The sequence below is a fragment of the Aquicoccus porphyridii genome (assembly GCF_008369105.1).
Classification (GTDB): domain Bacteria; phylum Pseudomonadota; class Alphaproteobacteria; order Rhodobacterales; family Rhodobacteraceae; genus Aquicoccus; species Aquicoccus porphyridii.
In genome coordinates, this window is sequence record NZ_VINQ01000017.1 from 12,428 (window position 1) to 38,789 (window position 26,362).

The following is a 26,362-nucleotide window of genomic DNA, read 5'->3' on the forward strand; positions in this document are numbered from 1 at the left end:
GCCACGCGAAGGAGGCCCCATGCCCAACCCCACCGCCGCCATGCTTGTCATCGGGGATGAAATCCTCTCGGGGCGCACCCGTGACGCCAACATGCATCACCTTGCGGGGGCGCTGACCAAGCACGGCATCGACCTCAAGGAAGTGCGCATGGTCTCCGACGATGCCCCCGCCATCACCGCGGCGGTCAGGGCGCTCAGCGCCGGGTTCGACCATCTCTTCACCTCGGGCGGCATAGGCCCCACCCATGACGACATCACCGCCGATTGCGTCGCCGCGGCCTTTGGCCGCGCCATCGACATCCGCGACGACGCCCGCGCCGTCCTTCAGGCCCATTACGACCGCACCGGCACCGAGCTGAACGAGGCGCGCCTGCGCATGGCCCGCATCCCCGACGGGGCGACGCTCATCGACAACCCGATCTCGGCGGCGCCGGGGTTCACCATCGAGAACACCCATGTCATGGCCGGTGTGCCACAGATCTTCGAGGCGATGGTCGCCTCCGTCCTGCCCACGCTCACCGGCGGTGCGCCGCTTCTGAGCCAGAGCCTGCGCATAGAGCGTGGCGAGGGCGACATCGCCGGCCCCCTGCGCACGCTGTCCGAGGACTTCCCCGATCTCTCGTTCGGCTCCTACCCCTATTCGCATTCCGGGGCGTTCGGCGCGCATATCGTGATCCGCGGTCATGACGGCGCGCGGCTCGATGCGGCGATTCAGGCGCTTTCAAGGTTGTTCCCCGATGATGCTTCCTGATGTTCAGACGCTTTACGGCGTGATCGACGGCACCTGGCCCGCCGCGCGCTATACCGAGACCCCCGCCTTCACCTTCCGCGAAGGGCAGGGCGGGGGCCAGCGGGTCAGCGCCACGACCGTCAAACGCCCGGTCACCGAGGACGAGTTGACCGAGGCCGAAGAGACCATGCGCAGCCTGGGCCAGCCCTGCCTTTTCATGATCCGCGCGGGGCAAGAGCCGCTTGACGCCCAACTTGCCGCGCGCGGCTATGACGTGGTCGATCCGGTCAACCTCCATGTCACGCCGATCGAGACCCTGACCGCCGAACCCCTGCCACCGGTGACCGCCATCCCGGTCTGGGAGCCCTTGGCGATCATGCACGACATCTGGGAAAAGGGCGGGATCGGGCCGGGGCGGGTCGCCGTGATGCACCGCGCCCAGGGCCCCAAGACCTCGATCATCGCGCGCTGGAACGACCATCCGGGCGGCGTGTGCTTCATCGCGATCCATGATCGGATCGCCATGGTCCACGCGCTTGAACTCCTCGCCCACCAGCGCGGACAGGGGCTTGGAAAATGGATGATGCGCCGCGCCGCATTCTGGGCCGCGGACCAGGGCGCCACGCATATCTCGGCCGTCTGCACCCAGGCGAACGTGGCGGCAAATGCGCTCTATGCTTCCCTTGGAATGACCCTTGTGGGACAGTATCACTATCGCAAACGGAAAGGCTGAACATGAGCAAGGACCAACCCACCGCCCTCGACCTGCCGATGGTCGATCCGCTGCCCGAAAAGACGCAGAAATATTTCGATATCTGCCAGGACAAGCTGGGCCTCGTGCCCAACGTGTTGAAATCCTATGCCTTCGACATCGACAAGCTCAACGCCTTCACCGCGCTTTACAACGACCTGATGCTGGGCGACTCGGGATTGACCAAGCTTGAACGCGAAATGATCGCGGTCGCGGTCTCGTCGATCAACAAGTGCTTCTATTGCCTCACCGCGCACGGGCAGGCGGTGCGGGAATTGTCGGGCAACCCGATGCTGGGCGAGATGATGGTGATGAACTGGCGCGCGGCCGATCTCGACGATCGCCAATATGCCATGCTCGACTTTGCCGAGATGATGACCGTGGCAAGCCACAAGATCGAAGAGAAACACCGCGCCCGGCTGCGCGAGGTCGGATTCACCGACCGCGACATCTGGGACATCGCCAATGTCGCGGGCTTTTACAACATGACCAACCGCGTGGCCTCGGCCACCGACATGCGGCCGAATGACGAATACCACGCGCAATCGCGCTGAACCGGGCCGGGCCCTTGCCCGGATCCTGACACTGGGTCTGGGCCTCGTCCTTGCGGGCGGCCCCGCCCGGGCCGTCGATCTTGTCCTGCCGTCGAATGCGCGGCTCACCGCCGAGCGGCTCAGCGGCCAGGATAGCCATGTCCTTGCCACCGGCCCTGTCGTCGACGGCCAGGTCCCCACGATCACCGCCGAGGGGCAGGTGGCGCGCCGGGCCTGGCGGATAAATGCGCAGGGGCTGACCACGCTCCAGCTTCTGGCGCCGCTGCGCGCGCAACTGGTCAATGCGGGCTATGAAACCCTCTATGAATGCGCGGCGGCGGCCTGTGGCGGCTTCGATTTCCGCTTCGCGCTCGAAGTGATGCCCGCCCCGGACATGCATGTGGACCTGTTCGATTTCCGCTATCTCGCCGCCCGGCGCACCGACAGCGACGGACGCCAGAGCCATGTCGCGCTGTTGACCAGCCGCACCGCGACCGCGGGTTTCGTGCAGGTGGTCCAGATCGTGCCCCCGGACCGGGCGGCACCTCGAAGCGCGGAAGGCGACCGGCCCGCCCTTGGCCCGGCTGACCCGGCACAGACCGCGGACCCGGCACGGCCCGGCACGCCGCTGCCCCTCGTTGCCGCGCTCGAACGCGACGGCCACGCGGTTCTCTCGGATCTGACCTTCGAAACCGGGTCGTCCACGCTCGGGTCCGGCGATTTCGCCTCGCTCGCGGCGCTGGCCGACTATCTTCTGGCCGATCCCGCCCGCCGGGTCGCGCTTGTCGGCCATACCGATGCGGTCGGCGGGCTCGACGGCAATATCGCGCTGTCCAAGCGCCGCGCGACGTCGGTGCTCGAACGGCTCGCCACGGATTTCGGGGTGCCGCGATCGCAGATGGCGGCCGAAGGCATGGGTTATCTCGCGCCGCTTGCCTCCAACCTGGCGCCGGAGGGCCGAGAGATGAACCGCCGGGTCGAGGCGGTGCTGCTCAACACCGAATGATCCCGACGATCCCGACGGGCCTGTCCGCGACGAGGGATTGCGCCGCGGCTGCGCCGCGTCGCGGCGGGCCTCGCTTCGCTCGGCCCTGATGAGTATTTTTCCCAAGAAAGAGAGGGGGCGGTGCGGGGGCGTCGCTGCCCGGCGCACGGTGGATTAATGAATTTCCGGTTAACAGATGCCGCGCTGCGGCGGTGCACGCCGGGCAGCCGGGCGGCAGCCGGACATCACCCCCCGGTTCCAGGGGTGGTCACGGGCGTTAACCCCACCGCGCGCCGTGGCAGGACATTGGCAAGGAATACCGGGGGCTCACCAGTTGGTCGGCCCCTTGTCGGTGAACGTGTAGACCAGGAAATCGATGAAGGCGCGCACCTTGGGCTGGGTAAACCGGCCCGGCGGATAGACCGCGTAGATGCCCTGCGTCTCGACCGGAAGATCGGGGATCACGTCCTCGACCAGGCCCTTTTTCATCGCGTCGGCATAAAGAAAACTCGGCAGGTAGGCGATGCCAAGGCCGGAAACCGCAGCGTTCAGAAGGCTTTGCCCGTCATTCACGCTCAGCCACCCGGCGGTGCGAACCTGGCGTTTTTCGCCCGAGGGCGCGGTGATCTTCCACACGTTTCCGGCCGACTGGTTGGAATAATGCAAAAGCTTGTGTTCATTCAGATCGTCGATCCGCTCGGGCCGGCCATAGCGTTTGAAATACTCGGGGCTGGCGATCATCCGCTTGTTGGTTTCCGTGAGTTTGCGGGCGCGCAGGGTCGAATCTTCGAGTTCGCCAATGCGAATCGCCATGTCGAACCCTTCCGAGATCAGTTCGACGTAACGGTTGTTCAACACCATGTTAACCGTGATGTCGGGAAAATCGGCCAGGAAATCGCCCAGAATCGGGCTCAGGTGATTGACCCCGAAATCGGTCGCCACCGAGATCCGCAACAGGCCCGAGGGGTCCGACTGCATCGAGGAGACAAGCGCATCCGCCTCCCCCGCATCGTTGAGAACGCGCCGCGCGCGATCGTAATAGGCCAGCCCGATCTCGGTCGGGCTCACCCGGCGCGTGGTCCGGTTCAGCAGCCGCGCACCCAGCCGCGCCTCGAGCGAGGAGACATGTTTCGAGACGGCGGATTTCGAGATTCCCATCTTCTTGGCGGCATCGGTGAAACCGCCCTGATCCACGACTGTCGCAAAGGCTTCCATTTCGGTCAGACGGTCCATGCTCGATCCCTCGGTATCTTCCTGGTCAGCCCCGGTATGACCACAGAATAGGGCAGAATGCGGGCATGGATGCGATAATATCAGGGATTTGCCGCAGATCGTTGATGGTGCGGAAACAGGGAAACGGAGGTTTCCAAGGGCGACAAGACCCGCTTGCCACCTTGCCATGCAGAGGCTGACCGCCGCGCCGCCGCAAGCCGGAACGCATTGTTGTGAAAGGCATAAAGGCGCGCAATGGGGCCGTCAGTCCTCGTTGATGTCCTTGTCCCAGATGCGGGTCTGGCCCTTGCGCACGCCGACCACCTTGCGCATCACCAGCCACGCCACGAGCGAGAAGATCGCGAACATCAGCACGGTCATTGCAAGCGACCCGCCGAGCCATGCGGCCACACCACCACCGAGGAGCAGCAGGAACCCGATCACCGCCGCGCCCACGGCAAATCCGAGGAACACGTAACCGGGCGCCAGAACCTCGAGAATGGCCAGAACGATCGCCCCGGCCATCCAGACCCACCAGACATCCCAGCCCATCACTTGCCCCCCTTGAGCATCCGGAAGGCATCGGCAAAGGCATCGACCGCGTTGGCGGGCAGGATGACGGTCTGGTTGCCCGTGCCGTCGGCCACCTTGGCCAGCGCCTCGACCTGTTTGAGCGCGACGTTATACTGTGCCGCCTCCATGCCGTTGTCCTGGATCGCCGTGGCCACGACGCTCGTGGCATAGGCTTCGGCATCGGCGGTGACGCGCCGCGCCTTGGCGGCCTGTTCGGCGGCGTAAAGCTCGGCATCGGCCTGAAGCTCGACCGCGCGGCGCTGGCCCTCGGCCTCCATCACCACCGCGCGCCGGGCGCGTTCGGCGTTGAGCTGTTGCAGCATCGCCTGCCGCGTCGCCTCGTCGAGATTGACATCGAGGATCTCGGCCCGCGTCACCTCGATCCCCCAATTGTCGACGGCGTCTTCGACATTCGACTTGATCTCGGAGATCAGTTCCGAGCGGTTCGACTGCACCTCGTCGAGTTCCATCCGACCGATCGCGGCGCGCACGATCCCCGCCACCGTGGTGGCAATCGCGCCATCCACATCGCGAATGCGGTAGACCGTCTTTTCCGGCTCGATGATGCGATAGAACACGCTGGTCTCGACCTGAACCAGCACGTTGTCCGAGGTGATCGCATCCTGCATCGCATCGGGCAATTGCCGCTCGAGGATCGAAATCTTGTGCCGCACCCGGTCGAGAAACGGCACGATGATGTTGATCCCCGGCCCCAGAACCGCACGCAACCGCCCGAACCGTTCGACCACGTGCTTTTCCGATTGCGGCACGATTCGCACCCCCAGAAGGATGCAAAGGATGATGAATCCGGCAAGGAGCAGCCAGACAAGGCCGCTCCCCGTGGCTTCGGCCAGAATCTGATCGGGGGTCATGAGAACCATCCTTTCCAAACAACGAAAACCTGCCCCGATAATGGAGTTTTGTGCCGGAACGGAAAGCCAAACCGCAGCGAAAGGCGTATTTTCGCGATGCGCGCAGGGCTCTGGCGTGGCGCGGCGAAGGGGCGTATCCTGTGACCCATGCCCGCGCTTTGCCGTTCCTGCCTCCAGAGTTTTGACACAGGCCCGCGTTGTCCGGCCTGTCACAGCCCGCGTGTGAGAGAACATCCCGAGCTGTTCACGCTCTCCATCGCGCATATGGATTGCGATGCGTTTTATGCCTCGGTCGAGAAACGCGACAATCCCGACCTTGCCGCCAAACCCGTGATCATCGGCGGCGGGCGGCGCGGCGTGGTCTCGACCGCCTGCTATATCGCCCGCATCCGGGGCGTGAAATCGGCCATGCCGATGTTCCAGGCGCTGAAGCTCTGCCCCGATGCGGTGGTGCTGCCACCCCGGATGAAGCTTTACGCCGAGGTCTCGCGCGAGATCCGCGCGATGATGGAAGAGCTGACCCCCGCGATCGAGCCGCTGTCGCTCGACGAGGCGTTTCTCGATCTGACCGGCACCGCGCGGCTGCACGGACAGCCCCCCGCGGTGATGCTGGCGCGGCTGGTCAGGCGGATGAAGGACGAGCTGGGCGTGACCGGCTCGATCGGCCTTTCGCATAACAAGTTCCTCGCCAAGATCGCCTCGGATCTCGACAAGCCGAACGGGTTTTCCGTGATCGGCGAGGCGGAAACCGCCGGTTTTCTGCAGGACAAGCCGGTGCGGATGATCTGGGGCGTGGGGCAGGCGATGCAGGCGCAGTTGGACAATGCGGGCATCCACCGGTTTTCCGACCTGCTCAGATGGGACAAGACCGACCTGCATGCCCGGTTCGGCGCGATGGGGGATCGGCTCTATCACCTCGCCCGCGGCGAGGACCGGCGCCGCGTTTCGGCCAATGCGCCGGTCAAGTCGATCTCGAACGAGACCACGTTTTTCGAGGACACGTCCGATCCCGACCTGCTCGATGGCCATATCTGGCGGCTGGCCGAGAACGTGTCGGACCGGGCCAAGGCGCGCGAACTCGCGGGGCGGGTGGTGACGCTCAAGCTCAAGCGGGCCGATCACACGTCACTCACCCGCCGGGTGAGCCTGCGCGACGGCACGCAGATGGCCGACACGATCTATCGCACCGCGCGGGCGCTGTTTGATGCTGCTGGCGACCAGGGGCCTTACCGGTTGATCGGGGTGGGGATTTCCGACCTGATCACGGAGGCGGAGGCCGACCGCGCCCCAGACCTGCTCGATCCGGGCGCGGCCCGGCGGAGCGGGGCGGAACGTGCCAGCGACGCCATTCGCGCCCGGTTCGGCCCGGACGCGATCCGCAAGGGGCGCTCGCTGCGCTGAACGAGGGTTTGCGCCGCGGCTTCGCCCGCGTCGCGGCGGGGSCYCGCYTCGCTCGGCCCSGGKGGCCCGGGCGGSATGACCCCGGTATGTGCCCCGGCCCAGATGTCGGGCCGCGTGGCGGTGTCGGGAAAGTGAGTATTTTTCCCAAGAAAGAGACAGGGATGCGCGTGTCGGGGCAGGGTGCCGTTATCGTTGCTCTATCGGCACATAGGCACGGGTGTCCGGCCCGTCATAGAGCGTGAGGGGGCGGATCAGGATGTTCTTGCGCTGTTGCTCGATGCACTGGATCACCCAGCCGGGCATGCGCCCGATGGCGAAGATCGGCACGTAGAGATCCATCGGGATGCCATGCAACTGGTAGATCACGCCGGAATAGAAATCGACATTCACGTTGAGCCCGTGGCGGGCATAGGGCTGCATTGCCTCGACCACGGCTTGCAGGATCTCATACCATTCCGGCGCGCCCATTTCCTCGCCCAGCTTGCGCACGCCGTCGCGCATGTGGCGCGCGCGCGGGTCTTCGGCGCGATAGACACGGTGGCCGAACCCTGTCACCGCCTCGCGATTGGCGCGCTTTTGCTTGACATAGGCGGCGGCATTCTCGGGTTTGCCGATCTCGTGGACCATCTTCATCACGTCCTCGGCGGCGCCACCATGGGCCGGGCCCGCGAGGGTGGCGAGTGCGGTGACGATGGCGCCGTGCAGGTTGGCCTCGGTGCCCACGGTGACGCGGGCGGCAAAGGAGGAGGCGTTGGAGCCATGCTCGGCGTGCAGGATGAAATCGACATCCGCCAGCCGCGCGGCATCGGTGCTGGGCTTTTCGTCCTTGAGCATCCAGAGCCAGTTGGCGGCATGGCCGAGGTCCGGATCGGCGGCCGTGGGGGCGCGGCCATTGCGGATCGCCTCATGCGCGGCGACGATCATCGGCACCTGTGAGGTGAGGCGGATACCGTTCTCGATGAAAGCCTCCTCGCCGGTCTCTCGACTGGCGGGTTCCAGCGCCGCCAGCGCCGACACGGCGGTGCGCAGCACGTCCATCGGGTGGCCGTCTTGGCAGGCGGAGATGATGTCGAGGATCGCGGGCGGCAGGTGGCGGGCGGATTTGAGCCTTGCGTCGAAATCGGCAAGCTGCTGCGCGTCGGGCAATTCGCCGTGGATCAGGAGATAGGCGACCTCCTCGAACGTCGATTGCGTGGCAAGGTCGTGGATCGAATAGCCGCGATAGGTGAGCTCGCCTTTCGCGCCGTCGATATGGCTCACCCCGGAGCGTTCGAAATAGACCCCCTTGAGGCCGCGATTGATCTTGACGGTATCTGTCATTGTGGTCTCCTTTCGGGAAACGAGGGGGCAGGCATGGAATTCATCGACCGGATGTATGAGCACGCGCGCGGACGCGAGGCGCGGCTGGTTTTTCCCGAGCTGGACGAGCCGCGGGTGGCCGAAGCGGCGGCGCGGCTCGGGGCCGAAGGGCTGTGCGTGCCGGTCGGGTTGGCGGATGTGTCAGAGGCGCAAGTGGCCGCACTCGTCGCGGCGCGGGGCATGAAGGAGGCGATGGCGCGGCGGCTTCTGGCCAAGCCCTTGTATCGCGCGGCGGCGATGGTGGCGGCGGGCGAGGCCGATGGCATGGTCGCAGGCGCCGATTCACCCACGCGGCGGGTGATCGAGGCGGCGGCGATGGCGATCGGACCGGACGAGGGGATCACGGTGCCGTCGTCGTTCTTCGTGATGCTGTTCCCTGACGGGCGCGAGATGGTGTTCGCCGATTGCGCGGTGAACGTGGCGCCCGATGCTGCGCAACTGGCCGATATCGCGCTTGCCTCGGCGCGCTCGGCCGAGGCGCTTTTCGGCGTGGCGCGGGTGGCGATGCTATCCTTCTCGACCGGCACGAGCGGCGCGGGGGCAAGCGTCGATCGGGTCGCGGAGGCGGCGGAACGGGCCGGTTTCCCGGGGCCGGTGCAGGCCGATGCGGCGTTGAATCCGCTGATCGCGGCGAAAAAGGGCATCACCGGGGCGGAGCCCGCCAACGTGCTGATTTTCCCCGATCTCGACGCGGGCAACATCGCGTACAAACTCTGCCAGGAACTGGCAGGCGCGCAGGCGCTGGGGCCGTTCCTGCAAGGTTTCCGGCGCCCGGTCTGCGACCTGAGCCGGGGCGCGCGGGTCGAGGACATCGTGGCCTCGGCGGTGGTCACGGCGGCGATGGGCTGACGCCCGCTCTCCGGGGTGGAAAACGGGCGCGGTTCGCGCAGGCGCATCGCTCAGACCTGTTGCGGGCGCATGTCCGCCGGGTCGATCCCGGCCACCACGTTGGGCTTGGTCATCGCGTCGCGGCGGAACGGCTCGCCCAGTTCCTGGTTGAGCAGCACCTCGATCAGGGTGGTCTTGCCCGCCATCTGGTCCTTGATCGCCCGGTCGAGCGCATCGGTCAGCTCATCCATGCGGCGCGCCACCACGCCTTGCAGCCCGCAGGCCTTGGCGATGCCCGCGTAGGACACCTGCTGATCAAGCTCGGTGCCGACGAAATTGTCGTCATACCACAGCGTCGAGTTGCGCTTTTCCGCGCCCCATTGATAGTTGCGGAACACGATCTGGGTGATCGCGGGCCATTCCTTGCGCCCGATCGCGGTGAGCTCCGTCACCGCGATGCCGAACGCCCCGTCACCGGCAAAACCCACCACCGGCACATCCGGGCAGCCGATCTTGGCGCCCACGATGGCGGGCAGGCCATAGCCACAGGGACCGAAAAGGCCCGGCGCAAGGTATTTGCGCCCCTCCTCAAAACTTGGATAGGCGTTGCCGATGGCACAGTTGTTGCCGATATCGCTCGAGATGATCGCCTCTTTCGGCAGCGCGGCCTGGATCGCGCGCCACGCCATGCGCGGGCTCATCCAGTCGGGCTTGTCGGCGCGGGCGCGTTCGTTCCATGTGGTGCCGGGATCATCCTCTTCGTGATCCATGCCCGAAAGTTGCTGTGCCCATGTCGATTTGCTTTGCGCGATCAGCGCCTTGCGCGCGTCGCGGCCGGCATCTCCGGCAGTATCCGAAAGCCCGTCGAGGATCTGTTCCGCCACCAGCCTGGCATCGCCCACAATGCCGACGCTGACCTTCTTGGTCAGGCCGATCCGGTCGGGGTTGATGTCGACCTGGATGATCTTCGCGTCCTTGGGCCAATAGTCGATGCCATAGCCCGGCAGGGTCGAGAACGGGTTGAGCCGCGTGCCAAGCGCCAGCACCACGTCGGCCTGCGCGATCAGGTCCATCGCCGCCTTGGAGCCGTTATAGCCGAGCGGCCCGGCGAAAAGCGGGTGCGAGCCGGGGAAGGCGTCATTGTGCTGATACCCCACACAGACCGGCGCATCGAGCCGCTCGGCAAGCCGCATCGAGGCCGGGATCGCCCCGCCGAGCACCACGCCCGCGCCGTTGAGGATCACCGGGAACTTTGCCTCGGACAGCAGTTTCGCCGCCTCCGAAAGCGCCTGTGCCCCGCCCCGGGGGCGTTCGAACTCGACGATCTCGGGCAGCTCGATGTCGATCACGCGTGTCCAGAAATCGCGTGGCATGTTGATCTGCGCAGGCGCCGAGGCGCGGCGCGCGTTGAGGATCACGCGGTTGAGCACTTCGGCCACGCGGGCAGGGTCGCGCACCTCTTCCTGGTAGGCGACCATGTCCTCGAACAGTTTCATCTGCTCGACCTCCTGGAAGCCGCCCTGGCCGATGGTCTTGTTGGCGGCCTGCGGTGTCACCAGCAAAAGCGGCGTGTGGTTCCAATAGGCGGTTTTCACGGCGGTGACGAAATTGGTGATGCCGGGGCCGTTCTGGGCGATCATCATGCTCATCTTGCCCGAGGCGCGGGTATAGCCATCGGCCATCATCCCGCCCGAACCCTCATGCGCGCAGTCCCAGAACGTGATGCCGGCGCGCGGGAAAATATCGGAAATCGGCATGAAGGCCGAACCGATGATGCCGAAAGCATGTTCGATCCCATGGCGCTGGAGCACTTTGACAAAGGCTTCTTCGGTGGTCATTTTCATCTGGTGTTGTCCTCTGAGCGGAATCCCGGGCCGAGTCGGTCACGGTTGTCACGGTTATGGTTGCGGCGAAAATACGGATGCATGCCCGGGCATGTTAGGGCCAGTTGGCTCACCCCTCTAGGTCCAATCATTGGCCTCGATCACGGCGGCAATCCGGGCGAGGCCCGCGTCGATCCGGTTTGACGGGATCGAAGAATAGGCCAGCCGGTAATGATTCCGCCCCCGCGCAGGATCGGCAAAGAACGGCTGGCCCGGCTCGATCAGCACGTCCTCGGGTTTCAGCCGCGCGGCCAGCGCCCCGCTATCGACCCCGTCAGGCGCGCGCATCCAGAAGGACGAGCCGCCAAAGACGCCGCGCCCCGAGACCTGCAACCCATGGCGCGCAATTGCGTCGCTCATCACCTCGTGACGCCGTCTGAGCGTGTCGCTCATGCGGCGGATCAGGCTGTCGTAATGACCGAGGCTGAGGAAATAGGCCGCCGTGCGCTGGATATGGCCGGGCACATGGCGAAAAACGCTGGCACGCAGCGCGCGGGCCTCGCGAATGAACGGTGCCGCGCCCACGAGATAGCCGAGGCGAAGCCCCGGAAAGAGCGATTTCGAGAACGAGCCGACATAGATCACCCGCCCATCCCGGTCGAGCGATTTGAGCGCGGGCGAAGGTCGCGCAAGAAACGACATCTCGAATTCGTAATCATCCTCGACGATGAGCGCCTCCATCTCGCGCGCCCGGGTCAGGAGCGCCTGCCGCCGGTCCAGCGGCATGGTCGCATTGGTCGGGCATTGATGGCTCGGCGTGGTGAATATCACGTCGGTGCGTTCGGGGATCGCGTCGGGCGGCAACCCGTCCGCATCGACCGGCACCGGCGTGACCCGACAGCGGCTTTGGGTCAGGATATCGCGCAACGCCGGATAGCACGGGTCTTCGATCGCCGCCTGCCTGCGTTGGGTCAACAGCACCTGCGCGGCGAGCCAAAGCGCGTTCTGCGCCCCCATGGTGACAAGGATCTCGTCCGGCCCTGCAATGATGCCCCGGCGCGGCAGGGTGTGGCGGGCGATGAAATCGACAAGCTGCGGGTCGTCCTGATCGTAGTAATCCGAGGTGAGCGCCGCGAAATCCTTTTGCCCCAGCGCTTGCAACGCGCATTGCCGCCAGCTTGCATGGTCGAAAAGCGTCGGATCGGTCTGGCCATAGACGAAAGGATAGCGATAGGAGGACCAGTCCTGCGGCTTGACCGGCGTCACCCCTCCCGAGAACCGCTGCCCCAGCGCGCGCGACCAGTCGATATTGTCCTGTTGCGGCGGCTGGGGCGGGAAATCGGGCGGTTCGGGCGCGGTGTCCGAGACGAAATAGCCCGACCGCCCGCGCGCGGCGAGGTAATCATTGGCGACAAGCTCGGTATAGGCGGCGGTGACGGTGATGCGCGCCACGCCCAGATGTTCGGCCAACCGGCGCGACGAGGGCAGTTTCTCACCCCGCCGGAACCGCCCCGACAGGATACCCTCGGCCACGATCCGCTGGATCTGTGACTGCAACGTGCCCTGTGCCACCGGGTCGAGAAAGAAAGTGTCCACCGAAATCGCCATGGGGGCGCAGGCTAGACTGGACCGAAGCGCATGGCAATCTGGCCCTATCGGGTCTCGGTGAGAAACCGGATCGTCGTTAGCCTGCCACCGTTCCCGCCCGCCGGAGCTCGCGCGCGAAGGCGCGTATCACTTCTTGTCCCGCCACGTATCCAGCCAGCGCCGGATGCGCCCGCGCTTTTCGTTCACCCGGCTGCTCATCTCGTCCCAGCTTTCCTCGGCATCCTGCACCGCCGGGTCCACCATGCGCTGGCGAAATTGCCGCCACGCCGCCCGGGCGAACGCCCAAGCCACGACCACGAAGACGAAGAAGAAGATGTTGAACCACGGGATCACCGTCACATCCGGCGCGTCCACCGGCCGGATCGCTACCGCGTTGGGAAAGGTCGACCACAATTCGTTGCGCCAGCCGTAATGGGTCATCACCGCCCATTCCGGATTTTCCTTTTCCGAACGCAGGTCATCGGCCTCGGTTTGCAGATTGGCAGTGTCGAACTTGAAATAGAACGGCCAGGACCAGCCGGTATCCTCGTTGCGATAGACCATCGTCTCTTCGCCACCGGTTTGGTAGAACCCGAGCAGCCACGTCTTCCTGCGCACCGTCTGGATGAACTGCACGTCCCGGTTGGCGAGGTTTGCCGCCTGATCGTCCGGATGCGCCCAGAAAATCCGCGTCCAGTCGCCCAGGTCCTGCCGCTCCTGATAGGTGTTCACCACCCGCACCACGTCATGCTGGGGCAGGGTGTAATGCGCTAGCGCGAAAAGCGTCGACCACAGCACGATGCGGAACGTCCATTTCAAATAGGTCAACATGGGCGCTGTCTCCTTTGCTCAATTGATCATGTAAATCAGCACGGCGGCCGCAACCGTCGGCACGATGTAAACCAGCAGGATCAGCTTGCGCCTGAGCCCGGTTTCATAGGCACGCATGCCGTCCTCGATATAGGCATTGCGCGCGCTTTCGTCACCGCCATCAGGATGATCGGCATCCCAGCTTTGCTCAAGCTTCTCGCGCCGCACCGAGCGTGAATAGATCGACACCACGACATAGATCACGCTGAGCGCGAGAAAGCCGAAGATCACCAGCCGGATCAACCCCCCCATGGTCCGCTCCTCTTCGCGGGTTTCGCCGCGCCCACCGCACCCCACGGGCCGACCCGCGCGATCAAATCCTCCTGCGGCACCGCGCGATCATCGTCAAGCGGCGCGTCATGCCCGAAAAGTGCATGCCGTGCGCCCGCCTTGTCCACCAGGTATTCGCGTTCCAGGAAATCGGCGACATAGCTTTTCTTGGTCTCGCTCCACCCCGCGTAGAGCCGATAGAACAGCTCCTTGTGGCAGATGAAAAGCTGCCGCACGTCCTTGGGCGCCAGATCGGCCAGCAACTGGTTGACGAGATCGCGGTCGGCATGATCGCTCGCCCGCAGGGTATAGAAATAGGCCGGGTTGTCGCTGTCGATCTCGGGCCACCGGCCCCGGTTCTCGGCCCAGTTCACCAGCGCGTTCAGCGTGTGATATTCCTGCGGCAGCCGCCGTGTATTCTTGCGCGCCAGCGCGCGGATATCGGCCCGCGTCGCCCCACGCAGGTCCACCCCGGCCTCTTGCGCCGCGTCGACCACGATGAAATCCATCTTCTGACGCAGGATCGCCGCCGCATCGACGCCGCGCGCCTTCACGATCGGCTCCACCAGGTCGTTGGCTTGCAGGAACCGCGCGATCTGTGATCGGTCCTGCGCGGCAAGCGACACCTCGATCGGGATCGTCCCCGGGTCGATCCGCTCGCCCATCGAGATCAGCGCCTGATGCTTCACCCCCCGAAACAGGTAGACCCCGCCGAAATGGGCGGTCCAGAAATTCTCCTGCTGAAACTCCATCTGTTCGAGCCGCACCGGGTTGCGCGTCACGTCGCCGGTCTCCTGCGCCAGCCCGATCATCTCGGCGATCAGCACGTCGTCGAACCACGCATCTTCCTCGCGTTTGAACCGGTTCACCAACTCGGCCAGCTTCTCGGCCTGCCGCACCGTGCCCTTGGTCGTGTCGGCCTCAACCACCACCCGTTGAATATCGAAAAGCCGCGCCGGGCTCTCCATCGCAAAGACCGAATTGACCAGCTCGCCCGCCACCGCATCGCGCGCGGTCAGCGCGAAAAGCTGCGCCTCGTTGGTCTCGATGAACTGCCGCAGGATGCCGCGCGAGGTCGAGAATTTCGCGTTGAGCAAGGGCGCGCGCTTCTGCTCGGTGGTCAGCAGGATGAACTGCCGGTTCACCCCCGCATGGTTGAGGTAGAGATGATCGCCCAATTCATCGCCCACCTCGGGGCTGTAGCCCGAAATGTCGATGTGGAAATCGTCAAGCGCCGTGCGCTTGCCGGTCAGATGCTCCAGCGCCCGGTTATACCGCTCGACGAGCGCCGGGCTCGCCACCTCGATCAGCCCGCCGAACATCAATCCCTTTTCGATCAGGCGTTTCATTTACAGACTTCCCGCCCGGCGGCACCGCCGGGCAGCGCCCGTCCCGCCCCCCACGGGGCGGGCGCTTCACGCCCACCCCGCCGGGCCGGGCGCTGCCCTACGCGCCATTGGGTCAACAGGGGCCTACCCATTCTTCCCCTCCAGATACCTTCTCTTCGCCGCCTCGGTCCGCTGCATGTCGCGCACCATGTTGGCAATCGCCACCTCGTCGGACTTGTCGGCATAGCGGAATTCCGAATCCGCGTAGCGGTTGATCTCCTGCACCACCATCTCGACCGTGATCGGCTGGCGCAACTCCTCGATCATGCCCGCCTTGGTCTCGTAATCCTTGAAGAGGAACAGGTCCGGCTCTTCCATCCATTCGTCGGGCAGTTCGAAATCCATCGCCCGCACCTTCACGGCATCGGTGATGTTCTTGATCGCGCGGCCGGTGAAACGCGGGTCCGCTTCCTGGATGGCCTTGAGATAGGTGCCGAGCTTGGCAATCGTGTCGAGCCGCCCGATCTCGGCCTCGACCCGCTCATAGACCCCGATCAGCCCCTCTTCATGCGGCCGGTTATGCGATTCAAACGACCGTGCCACCGCGCGCCGGATCTCCTGCGCGGCATAAAGCTCATGATCGCCCAGCGGAATGTCATGCTTGCGCCCCATCAGCAGGTGCAGGATGTCGATGTAATCCTCGCGCGTCTGCGGCCCGTCGACAAGGAACCGCGCCCCCGCCCGCTGGCGTAGCGCATCGTCCACGTTCTCGGGAAAGTTCGAGAACATGCCGAAGGTGCAATTGCCCCGCACCACCGTATTGGCCCCGGCAAAGGCCTCCATGAACACGGCCGTCACCTCCTGCTGGCCCGCGCTTGATTGCCGGTCGCCGCGCTTGCCCGCGATCTGGTCGATATCGTCGATCGTGCCGAACCCGATCACGTTCGGGTCGAGCACGCCCTGCACGAACGCCTTGGCATTCTGCCCCGACTTGCCCTGGTAGCTGTCGATATTGTCGATGCCGAAATTCTGATAGCGGAACGGGTATCCCGCGTTGTCGCAATATCCCTTGAGCAGCCCCGCCATCATCTGGATGAGCGTGGTCTTGCCCGTCCCCGGCGCGCCGTCGCCCATGAAGGTAAAGATGAACCCGCCCAGTTCGGCAAAGGGGTTCAGGTGACGCTCGAAATCATAGGCCATCAGCATCTTCGAAAGCCGCAGCGCCTGGTACTTGGCGATATGGTTGCCCACCACCTCATGCGGCTTCTTGAAGGTCATGGTCAGGACCGAGCCCTTGGCCGCCCGCGCCGGTGTGAAGCCGCGGATCTGGAAATCGTCGGCCTCGACCTTCCACGCCGCGCCGGTGAACGGCTCCAGCCGCGCCGCGTTCTGGGCGCGCAGGGCGACTTTTTCCATCACCTGCTCGGCAAAGGCACAAACCGTCGCCACCAGCCGCGCATCGTCGCCCGCGAAGGCGGAAATGTCCTGGTCCAGCTCCCACAACGCGCCATGCAGCGCCAGTTGGCCATTGTCGGTCAACACCTCCTCGACCTCGCCCACCTCGACACTGACCTCGCCCAGATGCGGGGAGAGCAGAAACGCGGTGGCGTTGGCAAAGACATGCAGCGTGATCAGCGCCTCGGCGCTCAGAAGCTCGGCAAACTCGGTCTTGCGATCCGGCGGCAACGCCCCTTCAAGGTTCGCCCGCTTCAACTCGGCCAGCCCGACCTGCGCGCCATAGGTCTCGGCCAGCGCCAGCGCGATCGCAAGCGCCCGCCGCAGCCCGTTCATCACGCTCGCCTGCGCCGGGCTCACCAGCGGGTCATCGCCATCCGCCGCCTCGATCCGCGCGATCAACTGCACCCCCTCGGGCCGCGCCGTCGAGCGCGTCACCAACCCCGGCGTGGTGGTGCGAAACCGCCGCCGCGTGCCGATCCCCGCCGAGCGCTCGACCTCGGGCGCGTCCTTGCCCTTGCCGATCCGCGGCGTGTGATCGAACCCCAGAAGCAGCGCCGCCGCCGCCGGGTAATGCTTGCGGATATCCTCTTCCCGCAGCTCCATCTGATCGCTTGTCCGGCTCATCTCTTATTCAAACCCATGCTTCATCTTGCCAAAAATACTCACCCCGAACCTTCGCCCGAAAACCCGTCCTACCGATAACTCAGCACCCGCCCCCCGGCGCCGACCACGAACTTGCGCACCCCCGAGAACCCCGGCGGCTGGCGCTCCTCCAACACCTGGTAGGGCCGTTGCGGCAGGATGATCGCGCGCTCGGTGCGCGTCGCCCCCGTATCCACCCCGCGCCCCGAAAACGGGTCGAGCGCGAACACCTCCCGCTCCACCGTCGAGAACCAGCCCGCGCGCGCCTCGCTCACCCGCTCGCTTTCGAGCTCCTCGACCGTCCAGGCCAGCGCCCAGTCCTGCCCCTCCGGCGCGTGCGCATCGCGCAGCACCTCGCGCAGCGGCCCGCTCTGTTGCGTATAGGCGTGGCTATACATCGGCCCCAGGTGGAACCGGCGCAGCAGCTTGGGGTGCAGGTCGTCGAAATCCTCGTCGAACCCCCGCGCGATGGTCAGAAGCTTCAGCCCCCCCACCGACTGTCCCATCAGGTGCGCCTGCGCCTCGGGCCAGCGCCGCTCGTCCTTGGGCAGGGCCGTGCGCCCCGAATCCTCGACCTCCATGAGATAGATCGTGGGCAGGTTGACCATGCTGTCATAGACCGCCCAATGCAGCAGGTAACGCCGCCGCCGCTCGCCCGCATCGCCAAGCCAGATCGCCTGTGGATCGTTGCGCGCCCAAAACAGGTCGCCGCGCAGCAATTCCTCGTAATAAAGCCGCTGCGACAGCGCGAATTGCAGCTTGGTGGGAATCTCGCGCTCGCCCAGGATCTTGCGCAGCATCTCGTCCTTGAGCGTCTCGGTGTCGGCCATGTTTTCGAGATGCTTTGCCGCCTGCGCCGCGTCATTGGCCATCACCAGCAACTCGTTGAACACCGGGAACCCGCTTTCGACCCGGTCCATCTCAAGCACGCCGAAAAACCGCCCCGTGTCCCGGCCCGCCATCAGGTACTTCATGCTCAGCGCCCGGAAGGTATAGCCCAGCGCCGCGACATAGCGGGTCAGGATCTTCACCTCGGTATCGCTCAGATCGCCCTCGGCGCGCATCTGTGCGGCCACCCGCGTGAGGTGGGTGGTGATGGTGCGGAACTTGGCGAAATAGCGGCGGCTGGCAAAGGTATCCTTCAGGCCCACGTGATCGCGGTCCCCGGTGATCGCGTCGCGGCGGTCGGTGATGTCAGTTTCCGGCATGAAAGGCATCCTGCCCTGTCGTCTTGATGTTCCGAGGGCAGGCAGGTGCTATCCGGCGTTGCACACCGGGCACCGCTCTGACCTCGAGCGCGCGCATCACGCCCCGTAAAGGTTCTTGTCGTGTTTCTCGACGATCTTCTGGAACCGCCGGGCGAACCGCTCGTCGGCCTTGGCCTTGGCCTCCAGAACCTCGCGCGCGAACACCATGTGGCCCTCATGCGCCTCCATCATGTCGGCCATCCGCTGGTTGGTGGCCGCCCCGATCGCCGCCATCGACGTTTGCGCCTCCTTGTCGGTCTCGACCCCGATCTCGTTGATCCGGTGCGCCACGTCCTGCTGCTGCGCGGTCTTGAGCGATTTGCTCAGCGCATCGTAAAGCACCACGCGCTGTTTCGTATCCGTCTGCAACTTGTTGATCAGGACCATCTGCGTCGCCGCCTGGTTCTGCAAGCTGTCGATCCAGGTCTTGCCCTTCTCGATATAGCGTTCCAGCGTCTGGCTCTTGGCGAGCTTCACCTGCTCGTCCTGCACCATCTCGTTGTATTTCGCGTTGAGCTGCGCCAGTTCCGTTTCCAGCCGCGTGCGCGCCGCCGCGTCTTGTTCCACCGCGATCTTGTTTTCCAACTCGATGATCTTGGGGTCCATCGCCTTGATCTCGGTGCGCAGGGATTCAAGCGCGCCCACCGTCACCTCGCGCTCGTCCAGCGTTTCCGAGAGGTTGGCCTCGACCTGTTCCTTCTGCCTGTTCAACTCGTCAAGCTGACCTTGCAACAACTGGGTGATGACGTCGGATTTCGCGATCAGGTCCTGCAACTTGTCGTCGATGCTCGCCGTGCGCATCCGCTCCTGGCGCATCGATTCCGACTTGCCCCGCGAAAAGATGCCGACAAAGCTCTCCCACGCGGTTTTCGAGCGCATCTCGTCGAAATCCTTGGAAAATGCCGCCGTCACATCGTCGAGCCCCATGATGAGTTCCGCGATATTGGCGTTCATCATCTCGGTATGGGCATGCACCTCGTCCAGCGTCGCATTCTCGATGTCGATGGCGATATCCTCGCCGGTCTTCATCTTCTGCCGGGCGCTGTCGATCCGGCCAGTGAGTTCCGACATTTTCGCCTGCGCTTCGGCCACCTGCTTTTGCGATTCCAGAACCTGTTCCTCGAAATTCGCCATCATTTACTCCCTTCCGGTCAATCGCCTGGTGAGCATATAGTGCATGTTAATGCAATTTACATCCGCCCGCTTTCAGAAATTGCCCAAATTGTCGCAAAAGCAAGGGTCAAAGGGAAGGGGAAAGGTAACGCGGACCTCGCCCCGGCCAAAGCTTTCTGGCGCGACTCACTTCCCGTGCTAGGCTGACCCCCTCAACAGGGACAAATGGAGTGAAAACCATGTGTGATATCTGCGTCATGAACGCCGTGAAAAAGAAAATGCTCTCGCGGCGCGATCTGTTCAGGGGGGCGGCCATGGCCGGTGCCGCCGCCGCCATCGGCGGCACAGCGGCCACGCCCGCGCTGGCTGCGGGCCATGCGGCGGGGCCAACCGACATGACCCACACGTTGCACCGCAACTTTCCGACCTTCTTCGGCGATCCGCAATATTCCGAAGAGCAGTTGTTCAACTACGCCGAACATAGCTTCAACCTGAAGCAACTCACCGTCAACGAACACACCGGCACCCATGTCGATGCGCCGCTGCATTTCTCGGCCGACGGGGCCTCGGTTGACGAGATCCCGATCGAGCAACTGGTCGCGCCGCTCTGCATCATCGACATCGCCGCCCGCGCCGAGGATGATCCCGACGCGCAGGTGACACCCGATGACATCAGCGCGTGGATCGCCACCCATGGCGAGATCCCGGCCAATGCCTGCGTCGCGATGCATTCGGGCTGGGGGCCCAAGGTGAACGGCGACGGGTTCCGCAATTTCGACGGTGAGGCGATGCATTTCCCGGGCTTCCATGTCGAGGCCGCGACCATGCTGATCGAGGAAACCGGCGCGATGTCGATCGCGGTCGATACGCTTTCGCTCGATCACGGGCCGTCGCCCGATTTCGCCACCCATTACGCGTGGCTGCCCACGGGCCGGTTCGGGATCGAATGTGTCGCCAATCTCGACATGCTGCCCGCTGCGGGCGCGACGCTGGTCATTGGCGCGCCCAAGCATCGCGGCGGCACCGGCGGCCCGGCCCGGCTCATCGCGCTGGCCTGAACACGGGCTTGGTCTCGCCGCGCGTTGCGTGAAAGGTTAACGACAAAGGCGGCCTCCCCCGGCAGCCGGATGGCAGCCGGGGGGTGCGCGCAAGTCACCCCCCGTTTTCGCGCCGTCGGGCCAATTCCTTAGCGCGGCGCCCGCAGCCCTCGCCATGATGCGCGCACCGGTGCAGGATTTCCCCTTGCCGATCCCGCGCGATCTGGCAGGATGTCAAAAAGTCCTGTGAAATCAAAGGAAAGGAACAGCCCATGACCGCCCGCCCCGGTGCAAGAAACTTGATCACCGACGTCGAGGGCCTGTTGGTCGGCCATGCATCCGATACGCGGATCAAGACCGGCTGCACCGTCCTACTCGCCAACAAACCCTTCACCTGCGGCGTCCACGTCATGGGCGGCGCCCCCGGCTCCCGCGAAACCGATCTGCTCGCGCCTGACAAGACGGTGGAACAGGTCGATGCGCTGGTGCTTTCGGGCGGGTCGGCCTTCGGGCTCGATGCGGCCTCGGGCGTGGCCGACGGGTTGCGTGCGCAGGGGCGCGGTTTCGCCGTGGGCGATCAGCGGGTGCCAATCGTGCCCGGCGCGATTCTCTTTGACCTGATCAATGGCGGTGACAAGGCGTGGGGCGAGAACCCCTACAAGGTGCTTGGCGGGCAAGCCCTTGACGGAACGTCGGAAAAATTTGATCTCGGCAGTGTCGGCGCCGGCGCCGGCGCGACCACGGCCAATCTCAAGGGCGGCCTCGGCTCGGCCTCGGTCATGCTGCCTTCGGGCCACACGGTGGGCGCGCTCGTGGCCGTGAACAGCCTTGGCGCGGCGACCGTGGGCGACACCCCGCATTTCTGGGCCGCACCGTTCGAGATCGACGACGAGTTCGGCGGTCTCGGCCCCTCGGCCATCTTTCCCGAACCGCATGTCCCGCCGACCAAGCTGGCGGCGCATGCCAACACCACGATCGGGATCGTTGCCACCGATGCCCAACTCACGCAGGCGCAATGCACCCGCGTCGCCACCGCCGCCCATGACGGCTTTGCCCGCGCGCTTTTCCCGTCGCATACGCCGATGGATGGTGACCTGATCTTTGCGGCCGCTACCGGTGCACGATCGCTGGAAAACCCCTTGGCCGACACGCTTTATCTCGGTCACGCCGCTGCGATTGCCATGGCGCGTGCCATCGCCCGCGCAGTGTTTCACGCAACCCCGGCAGAGGGCGACATGTTCCCCTGCTGGTCTTCTCTTTGATCCTTCATCTTGCCCGAAATACTCCGGGGAGCGCGAGGGGTGGAACCCCTCGCTCCGCCCTATCCCACAAGCAGTTCGACCAGATCGCTGTCGGCCAGTTCCAGTGGCTCGATCACGTCGAAATGATGCCGCCCCTCGGCCACCACGCAATCGCAATTCCACGCGTGCGAAAGCCAACGGGCCTGATCAAGGAAAACAGGCCGCTCATCGCCCCCGACCCAGGCCGTGACCGGCACGTCAAGCCGGTCTTCCATCAGAACCGGGCTTTCGGCTGCGGCTTCTGCCGCGTCGAGCCGTAGTTCCGCATTCATCGAGGTGCGCAGAAGCGGGCGTAGATCCGCCACCGGAGAGATCGGAACGACCCGGTGCAATCGCGTTGCCACCTCGTTTGCCAACATTCCGCGATCCAGCATCCGTGCCACCAGGTGCCCGCCCGCTGAATGCCCGGTCAGAACCATCGGTCCCGCCACCATATCGGCCATCACGCCCACCGCGCGGGCGATCTGCCGCGTGATCTGGCTGATCCGCACGGTCGGGCAAAGATCATAGGACGGCATTGCCGCCGCCCATCCCCGCGTCACCGCCCCGGCGGCCAGGTGCGACCACGAGGACTTGTCGAACTTGAGCCAATATCCCCCATGCACAAACACGATGAGCCCCTTCGGGGTGTCGCCGGGCAGGAACAGGTCGAACCGTTCGCGCGGGCGGGCTCCATAGGCAAGATCAAGCCGCACGCGATCCTCATGCGCCTGTTGCGTCCGCCACATCTCTGCCGCCTCGGCCCATTTGCCGGGAAACCGCTCGGCCCCCGGAATATGCGCGGCATTGGCATAAGCATCGTCCAGTTCCACCTGTCATTCCTCCCGATCTGGCCCTAGACAATCCTAGGCCCAAATGCTTTGCCTTGGCGAGACACTTTCCGCATTCTAAAAACTGACCCATGAAGGGGGAGGATACACTCATGCTCGATACTGTCACCAATCTCGCCTCGCTGCTCAACGATCCTACGCTGCTTGTCACCCGCGCCTATGTCGCCGGGGAATTCGTTGATGGCGACAACGGCACCTTTGCCGTGACCAACCCCGCCCGCGGCGATGTCATCGCCGACGTGGCCGATCTTTCGCGCGCGCAGGTGGCCGATGCCATCGCCAAGGCGGAAGCGGCCCAGAAAGATTGGGCGAAATGGACCGGCAAGGAACGCGCCGCCGTGCTGCGCCGCTGGTTCGACCTGATGATGGAACATCAGGACGATCTCGGGACCATTCTGACCGCCGAGATGGGCAAGCCCTTGGCCGAGGCCCGCGGCGAGATCGCCTATGGTGCCTCGTTCATTGAGTTCTTCGCCGAAGAGGCCAAGCGCGTCTATGGCGAGACGATTCCGGGTCACCAGCGCGACAAGCGCATCACCGTTATTCGACAGCCGATCGGGGTGGCTGCCTCGATCACGCCCTGGAACTTCCCCAACGCGATGATCACGCGCAAGGCCGGACCGGCGCTGGCCGCGGGTTGCTCGATGGTCGCCCGTCCCGCCAAGGAAACGCCGCTTTCGGCACTGGTTCTGGGCGAGTTGGCCAAGCGCGCCGGCATCCCCGACGGCGTTTTCTCGGTCGTCACTTCGTCATCGGCCTCCGAGATCGGCAAGGAATTCTGCGACAACCCGGCGGTGCGCAAGCTCACGTTCACCGGCTCGACCGAGGTGGGCCGCATCCTGCTGCGTCAGGCCGCGGATCAGGTGATGAAATGCTCGATGGAACTGGGCGGTAACGCTCCGTTCATCGTTTTTGACGATGCTGACCTCGATGCGGCCGTGGAAGGCGCGATCATGTGCAAGTTCCGCAACAACGGTCAAACCTGCGTCTGTGCCAACCGCATCTATGTCCAGGCCGGGGTTTACGATGCCTTCGCCGAGAAGCTGGCCGATAGGCTGTCCACGATGAAGGTGGGCGACGGGCTTGAAGAAGACACCAACTTCGGCCCGCTGATCAACGCGGGCGCGGTCGATAAGGTGCGTGAACATATCGACGACGCGCTCTCCAAGGGCGGCAAGATCACCTTTGGTGGAAGTCAGCACAACCTTGGCGGCACGTTCTTCCAGCCGACGATCATCACCGGGGCCACGCAGGACATGCAGGTCGCCACCGATGAAACCTTCGGCCCTATGGCCCCGCTTTTCAAATTCGAGGACGAGGACGAGGTCATCGCGATGGCCAATGACACGATCTTTGGGCTCGCGTCCTATTTCTATGCCAAGGATCTTTCCCGCGTCTACAAGGTTGCCGAGGCGCTGGAATACGGGATCATCGGCGTCAATACCGGCATCATTTCGACCGAGGTGGCACCCTTCGGCGGGGTCAAGCAATCGGGCCTCGGGCGCGAAGGCTCCAGCCACGGCATCGACGAGTTTCTTGAAATGAAGTACATCTGCATGTCGGTCTGATCCCGGTTTCGAACAGGCAATAGGCGAAGCCGTGCGCAGGCGCGGCTTCGCCTCTCGCGTCCAGGCCTGAGACGGCCTAGATTGACGGCATCCAGTCCTGTTTCGGAGGCACACCATGGCCCGGACGTTATCGTTCCTTCTCGCTGCGTTTTTCGCCCTGCCGCTTGCCGCCCAGGAGGGCGCGCGCGACATCACCGGGTCGCTGAGCTACCTGGCGCGGATTGCACTGCCGCCCGATGCAGAGATTTCGGTCACCGCGCGAGGTGCCTTTGACACGGTGCTGGGGGAAACGCAGTTCACTACCGAAGGGAAACAGGTGCCATTACCCTTTTCCCTGACCGTGCCGGGCGGACTTTCCGGGCAGGTCGATGCGTTCATCCGCATTGGCGGTACGCCACGCTGGATCATTCGCGACGTTCCTTTCTCGGCCGGGGAAACCCCGGTCGATCTGGGCGAATTGCAGCTTGCGCCGATAACCCCGCTGACCTTTGCGGCCGAGTATGATTGCCATGGCCTGCCCGTGGCCTTTGGCATCCTGAATGACCGCGCGATGCTTCGCGTGGACGGGCGTGATTTCGAGATGCAGGAAGAGGTTTCGGCCTCGGGTGCGCGATATGTCTCGGTGGACGATCCGGGCACCGAATTCTGGTCCAAGGGCGACGAGGCGATGCTGACGGTCGAAGGTCAGGACATGGGCCGCTGCGTCAAGGTTGCGCCCGCAGAACCGCCAGTTTACCGCGCTCAAGGAAACGAACCTGGCTGGCATGCGCTGATTGGGGCCGATATCGTCGAACTCACCGCTGATTATGGCGCGCGGACCCATACAGAGCCACGCCCGGATGCGCAGGTCTCGCCCGGAACCTATGCATTCGACATGCCGCAGGTCGACGCGCGACTGACCCTGCAAGAAACGCTTTGCCATGACGGTGCAACCGGCATGCCATATCCGCACAGCGCCACGCTCTTGCTTGGCGATCGCAGTCTGAAAGGCTGTGGCGGCGATCCGACCGATCTTTTGACCGGTGCCGCGTGGCGTATCGCGGATGTCGGGGGACAGGGGGTGATCGATAATGTCGAGACTACCATTGCCTTCGATGCCGACGGGCGGGTTTCGGGGCGCGCGGGCTGCAACGGCTTCTCGGGCAGGTTCGAGTTGACCGGTGAGGGCCTGCGGTTTGGCCGGATGGTGGCGACGATGATGGCCTGCGCCGAGGAGAAAATGACACAAGAGCGTCGGGTTCTCGATGCGCTGGGGGCGGTGCGGCGCTTTGATATAGATGCCAGCGGCGCGCTGCTACTTATCGGCGGCGCCGAGGATGCGCCGATCTTGATCGCGCGGCGGTCCTGATCGAAGCAGGATAGGAAAAGCCCGGCCAGTGGGCCGGCCGGGCTGCTGTTATTCAGATCGAGACGTGCCGATCAGTTTACGGTTTCCGCGTCAACCACGTCCTTCTCGACCACGTCATCGCCTTTGGCGATGGCGATCCGGCGCGGTTTCAACGCCTCGGGGATCTCGCGAACGAGGTCGATATGCAGCATCCCGTCGGTATGGGTCGCACCCATCACCTTGACGTGATCGGCCAGTTGAAAGCGGCGCTCGAAAGCGCGGGTGGCGATCCCGCGATGCAGATAGACGCGGTCCTCGTCCTCTTCGGCCTTGCGTGCCGAGACGATCAGCGCGCCGTCCCTGACCTCGACCGACAGATCGTTTTCGGCGAAACCGGCCACGGCGATCGAGATGCGATAGGCATCGTCGGCGGTCTTCTCAATGTTGTAGGGGGGATAGGTGTTGGCGGTCATGTCGTTTGACATCACCCGGTCCAGCATGTCGGCGATCTGGTCAAAGCCGACGGTTGCACGGTAAAGCGGTGCAAGATCAAAGTTGCGCATGGGTCATCCTCCTTTGAGCGATAACATGTCATGTTGCGATCTTCCCGTTGCGGGACAGACCATTGGAACGTCCGGACCCTGAACGGCGCCCTGACCCCGCTCAGATGGTGATGCGGATTCCCCGTGTCAAGAGTGGGGGCTCAACCCGCGCGAC

At 64.5% G+C, this 26,362-nt stretch carries 24 protein-coding genes; 10 read left to right on the top strand and 14 right to left on the bottom strand.

The window, feature by feature from the left end; genetic code table 11:
• The first annotated feature begins 19 nt into the window (after nt 1-19).
• The 4 genes from FLO80_RS17395 to FLO80_RS17410 are packed head-to-tail and all read left to right on the top strand — an operon-like array spanning nt 20 to nt 3,020.
• Nucleotides 20-751 (top strand): competence/damage-inducible protein A, encoded by a 732-nt coding sequence (locus tag FLO80_RS17395; RefSeq protein WP_111364694.1) that lies wholly within the window; start codon nt 20-22, stop codon nt 749-751.
• Nucleotides 738-1,463, top strand: a complete 726-nt coding sequence (locus tag FLO80_RS17400) for a GNAT family N-acetyltransferase (RefSeq protein ID WP_342781745.1) — start codon at nt 738-740, stop codon at nt 1,461-1,463. Before FLO80_RS17395 ends, FLO80_RS17400 begins: the two co-directional genes overlap by 14 nt.
• Nucleotides 1,464-1,465: 2 nt before the next feature.
• Nucleotides 1,466-2,035 (top strand): peroxidase-related enzyme, encoded by a 570-nt coding sequence (locus FLO80_RS17405; RefSeq protein ID WP_111364696.1) that lies wholly within the window; start codon nt 1,466-1,468, stop codon nt 2,033-2,035.
• Nucleotides 2,007-3,020 carry an OmpA family protein gene (locus tag FLO80_RS17410; protein WP_111364699.1) on the top strand — a complete coding sequence of 338 codons (1,014 nt, stop codon included), beginning with the start codon at nt 2,007-2,009 and terminating at the stop codon, nt 3,018-3,020. Before FLO80_RS17405 ends, FLO80_RS17410 begins: the two co-directional genes overlap by 29 nt.
• Nucleotides 3,021-3,326: 306 nt before the next feature.
• Here the strand turns inward: FLO80_RS17410 and FLO80_RS17415 are convergent, their stop codons facing one another.
• The 3 genes from FLO80_RS17415 to FLO80_RS17425 all read right to left on the bottom strand — a co-directional run bounded on the left by FLO80_RS17415 (nt 3,327) and on the right by FLO80_RS17425 (nt 5,656).
• Nucleotides 3,327-4,232, bottom strand: a complete 906-nt coding sequence (locus tag FLO80_RS17415) for a LysR family transcriptional regulator (RefSeq protein WP_111364702.1) — start codon at nt 4,230-4,232, stop codon at nt 3,327-3,329.
• A 243-nt stretch (nt 4,233-4,475) separates the two neighbouring features.
• Nucleotides 4,476-4,763, bottom strand: a complete 288-nt coding sequence (locus tag FLO80_RS17420; RefSeq protein WP_111364704.1) for an NfeD family protein — start codon at nt 4,761-4,763, stop codon at nt 4,476-4,478.
• Nucleotides 4,763-5,656 carry an SPFH domain-containing protein gene (locus tag FLO80_RS17425; RefSeq protein ID WP_111364985.1) on the bottom strand — a complete coding sequence of 298 codons (894 nt, stop codon included), beginning with the start codon at nt 5,654-5,656 and terminating at the stop codon, nt 4,763-4,765. The genes FLO80_RS17420 and FLO80_RS17425 overlap by 1 nt, the downstream gene beginning before the upstream one ends.
• Nucleotides 5,657-5,803: 147 nt before the next feature.
• Here FLO80_RS17425 and FLO80_RS17430 point away from each other — a divergent pair, with 147 nt between their 5' ends.
• Nucleotides 5,804-7,057 (top strand): DNA polymerase IV, encoded by a 1,254-nt coding sequence (locus FLO80_RS17430; RefSeq protein ID WP_111364706.1) that lies wholly within the window; start codon nt 5,804-5,806, stop codon nt 7,055-7,057.
• 186 nt (nt 7,058-7,243) lie between these two features.
• Here FLO80_RS17430 and FLO80_RS17435 read toward each other — a convergent pair whose 3' ends face one another.
• The gene (locus tag FLO80_RS17435; protein WP_111364708.1) at nt 7,244-8,377 is read right to left on the bottom strand and encodes a citrate/2-methylcitrate synthase; all 1,134 of its coding nucleotides are present in this window, start codon (nt 8,375-8,377) and stop codon (nt 7,244-7,246) included.
• Nucleotides 8,378-8,410: 33 nt separating this feature from the next.
• Between FLO80_RS17435 and FLO80_RS17440 the strand changes: the two genes are divergently transcribed.
• On the top strand, nt 8,411-9,265 hold the full coding sequence (locus FLO80_RS17440) for a phosphate acyltransferase (protein ID WP_111364710.1): 855 nt from the start codon (nt 8,411-8,413) through the stop codon (nt 9,263-9,265).
• Nucleotides 9,266-9,315: 50 nt separating this feature from the next.
• Here the strand turns inward: FLO80_RS17440 and xsc are convergent, their stop codons facing one another.
• The 8 genes from xsc to FLO80_RS17480 form a co-directional block, all read right to left on the bottom strand.
• Complete coding sequence (gene xsc, locus FLO80_RS17445; protein ID WP_111364712.1) at nt 9,316-11,088, bottom strand: sulfoacetaldehyde acetyltransferase; 1,773 nt, start codon at nt 11,086-11,088, stop codon at nt 9,316-9,318.
• 117 nt (nt 11,089-11,205) lie between these two features.
• Nucleotides 11,206-12,675, bottom strand: a complete 1,470-nt coding sequence (pdxR, locus tag FLO80_RS17450; RefSeq protein WP_111364714.1) for a MocR-like pyridoxine biosynthesis transcription factor PdxR — start codon at nt 12,673-12,675, stop codon at nt 11,206-11,208.
• Nucleotides 12,676-12,801: 126 nt separating this feature from the next.
• Complete coding sequence (locus FLO80_RS17455; RefSeq protein ID WP_188078335.1) at nt 12,802-13,482, bottom strand: DUF1523 family protein; 681 nt, start codon at nt 13,480-13,482, stop codon at nt 12,802-12,804.
• A 21-nt stretch (nt 13,483-13,503) separates the two neighbouring features.
• Nucleotides 13,504-13,776, bottom strand: a complete 273-nt coding sequence (locus tag FLO80_RS17460) for a hypothetical protein (protein WP_111364718.1) — start codon at nt 13,774-13,776, stop codon at nt 13,504-13,506.
• Complete coding sequence (locus tag FLO80_RS17465; protein WP_111364720.1) at nt 13,764-15,143, bottom strand: DUF6638 family protein; 1,380 nt, start codon at nt 15,141-15,143, stop codon at nt 13,764-13,766. Before FLO80_RS17465 ends, FLO80_RS17460 begins: the two co-directional genes overlap by 13 nt.
• Before the next feature lie 123 nt (nt 15,144-15,266).
• Nucleotides 15,267-17,204 (bottom strand): AAA family ATPase, encoded by a 1,938-nt coding sequence (locus tag FLO80_RS17470; protein ID WP_111364722.1) that lies wholly within the window; start codon nt 17,202-17,204, stop codon nt 15,267-15,269.
• Between the two features lie 68 nt (nt 17,205-17,272).
• Nucleotides 17,273-18,430 (bottom strand): hypothetical protein, encoded by a 1,158-nt coding sequence (locus FLO80_RS17475; RefSeq protein WP_111364988.1) that lies wholly within the window; start codon nt 18,428-18,430, stop codon nt 17,273-17,275.
• Between the two features lie 96 nt (nt 18,431-18,526).
• Nucleotides 18,527-19,603, bottom strand: a complete 1,077-nt coding sequence (locus FLO80_RS17480) for a hypothetical protein (protein ID WP_111364991.1) — start codon at nt 19,601-19,603, stop codon at nt 18,527-18,529.
• Between the two features lie 218 nt (nt 19,604-19,821).
• Here FLO80_RS17480 and FLO80_RS17485 point away from each other — a divergent pair, with 218 nt between their 5' ends.
• Nucleotides 19,822-20,640, top strand: coding sequence for a cyclase family protein (locus FLO80_RS17485; RefSeq protein WP_111364724.1), 819 nt, complete (start codon nt 19,822-19,824; stop codon nt 20,638-20,640).
• 251 nt (nt 20,641-20,891) lie between these two features.
• Nucleotides 20,892-21,881, top strand: coding sequence for a P1 family peptidase (locus FLO80_RS17490; RefSeq protein WP_111364726.1), 990 nt, complete (start codon nt 20,892-20,894; stop codon nt 21,879-21,881).
• Between the two features lie 59 nt (nt 21,882-21,940).
• Here FLO80_RS17490 and FLO80_RS17495 read toward each other — a convergent pair whose 3' ends face one another.
• Nucleotides 21,941-22,732 carry a hormone-sensitive lipase gene (locus tag FLO80_RS17495; protein ID WP_111364728.1) on the bottom strand — a complete coding sequence of 264 codons (792 nt, stop codon included), beginning with the start codon at nt 22,730-22,732 and terminating at the stop codon, nt 21,941-21,943.
• Nucleotides 22,733-22,842: 110 nt separating this feature from the next.
• On the opposite strand from FLO80_RS17495, the gene FLO80_RS17500 reads away from it, so the two are divergent.
• Nucleotides 22,843-24,318, top strand: a complete 1,476-nt coding sequence (locus tag FLO80_RS17500) for an NAD-dependent succinate-semialdehyde dehydrogenase (RefSeq protein WP_111364994.1) — start codon at nt 22,843-22,845, stop codon at nt 24,316-24,318.
• Between the two features lie 115 nt (nt 24,319-24,433).
• The gene (locus tag FLO80_RS17505) at nt 24,434-25,666 is read left to right on the top strand and encodes an META domain-containing protein (protein ID WP_111364730.1); all 1,233 of its coding nucleotides are present in this window, start codon (nt 24,434-24,436) and stop codon (nt 25,664-25,666) included.
• Nucleotides 25,667-25,737: 71 nt separating this feature from the next.
• Here FLO80_RS17505 and FLO80_RS17510 read toward each other — a convergent pair whose 3' ends face one another.
• Entirely contained in the window at nt 25,738-26,208 is a 471-nt protein-coding gene (locus FLO80_RS17510; RefSeq protein ID WP_111364733.1) for an Hsp20 family protein, read from the bottom strand.
• Nucleotides 26,209-26,362: the final 154 nt, after the last annotated feature.

What these genes read in the sequence shown, in the direction of transcription:
- FLO80_RS17505 (WP_111364730.1), top strand. Translation starts at nt 24,434, where the DNA reads ATGGCCCGGACGTTATCGTTCCTTCTCGCTGCGTTTTTCGCCCTGCCG.
- FLO80_RS17395 (WP_111364694.1), top strand. Translation starts at nt 20, where the DNA reads ATGCCCAACCCCACCGCCGCCATGCTTGTCATCGGGGATGAAATCCTC.
- FLO80_RS17470 (WP_111364722.1), bottom strand. Translation starts at nt 17,204, where the DNA reads ATGAGCCGGACAAGCGATCAGATGGAGCTGCGGGAAGAGGATATCCGC.
- FLO80_RS17420 (WP_111364704.1), bottom strand. Translation starts at nt 4,763, where the DNA reads ATGGGCTGGGATGTCTGGTGGGTCTGGATGGCCGGGGCGATCGTTCTG.
- FLO80_RS17465 (WP_111364720.1), bottom strand. Translation starts at nt 15,143, where the DNA reads ATGAAACGCCTGATCGAAAAGGGATTGATGTTCGGCGGGCTGATCGAG.
- FLO80_RS17440 (WP_111364710.1), top strand. Translation starts at nt 8,411, where the DNA reads ATGGAATTCATCGACCGGATGTATGAGCACGCGCGCGGACGCGAGGCG.
- FLO80_RS17405 (WP_111364696.1), top strand. Translation starts at nt 1,466, where the DNA reads ATGAGCAAGGACCAACCCACCGCCCTCGACCTGCCGATGGTCGATCCG.
- pdxR (WP_111364714.1), bottom strand. Translation starts at nt 12,675, where the DNA reads ATGGCGATTTCGGTGGACACTTTCTTTCTCGACCCGGTGGCACAGGGC.
- FLO80_RS17400 (WP_342781745.1), top strand. Translation starts at nt 738, where the DNA reads ATGATGCTTCCTGATGTTCAGACGCTTTACGGCGTGATCGACGGCACC.
- FLO80_RS17490 (WP_111364726.1), top strand. Translation starts at nt 20,892, where the DNA reads ATGACCGCCCGCCCCGGTGCAAGAAACTTGATCACCGACGTCGAGGGC.
- FLO80_RS17510 (WP_111364733.1), bottom strand. Translation starts at nt 26,208, where the DNA reads ATGCGCAACTTTGATCTTGCACCGCTTTACCGTGCAACCGTCGGCTTT.
- FLO80_RS17410 (WP_111364699.1), top strand. Translation starts at nt 2,007, where the DNA reads ATGACGAATACCACGCGCAATCGCGCTGAACCGGGCCGGGCCCTTGCC.
- FLO80_RS17485 (WP_111364724.1), top strand. Translation starts at nt 19,822, where the DNA reads ATGTGTGATATCTGCGTCATGAACGCCGTGAAAAAGAAAATGCTCTCG.
- FLO80_RS17500 (WP_111364994.1), top strand. Translation starts at nt 22,843, where the DNA reads ATGCTCGATACTGTCACCAATCTCGCCTCGCTGCTCAACGATCCTACG.
- FLO80_RS17430 (WP_111364706.1), top strand. Translation starts at nt 5,804, where the DNA reads ATGCCCGCGCTTTGCCGTTCCTGCCTCCAGAGTTTTGACACAGGCCCG.
- FLO80_RS17475 (WP_111364988.1), bottom strand. Translation starts at nt 18,430, where the DNA reads ATGCCGGAAACTGACATCACCGACCGCCGCGACGCGATCACCGGGGAC.
- FLO80_RS17435 (WP_111364708.1), bottom strand. Translation starts at nt 8,377, where the DNA reads ATGACAGATACCGTCAAGATCAATCGCGGCCTCAAGGGGGTCTATTTC.
- xsc (WP_111364712.1), bottom strand. Translation starts at nt 11,088, where the DNA reads ATGAAAATGACCACCGAAGAAGCCTTTGTCAAAGTGCTCCAGCGCCAT.
- FLO80_RS17460 (WP_111364718.1), bottom strand. Translation starts at nt 13,776, where the DNA reads ATGGGGGGGTTGATCCGGCTGGTGATCTTCGGCTTTCTCGCGCTCAGC.
- FLO80_RS17415 (WP_111364702.1), bottom strand. Translation starts at nt 4,232, where the DNA reads ATGGACCGTCTGACCGAAATGGAAGCCTTTGCGACAGTCGTGGATCAG.
- FLO80_RS17425 (WP_111364985.1), bottom strand. Translation starts at nt 5,656, where the DNA reads ATGACCCCCGATCAGATTCTGGCCGAAGCCACGGGGAGCGGCCTTGTC.
- FLO80_RS17480 (WP_111364991.1), bottom strand. Translation starts at nt 19,603, where the DNA reads ATGGCGAATTTCGAGGAACAGGTTCTGGAATCGCAAAAGCAGGTGGCC.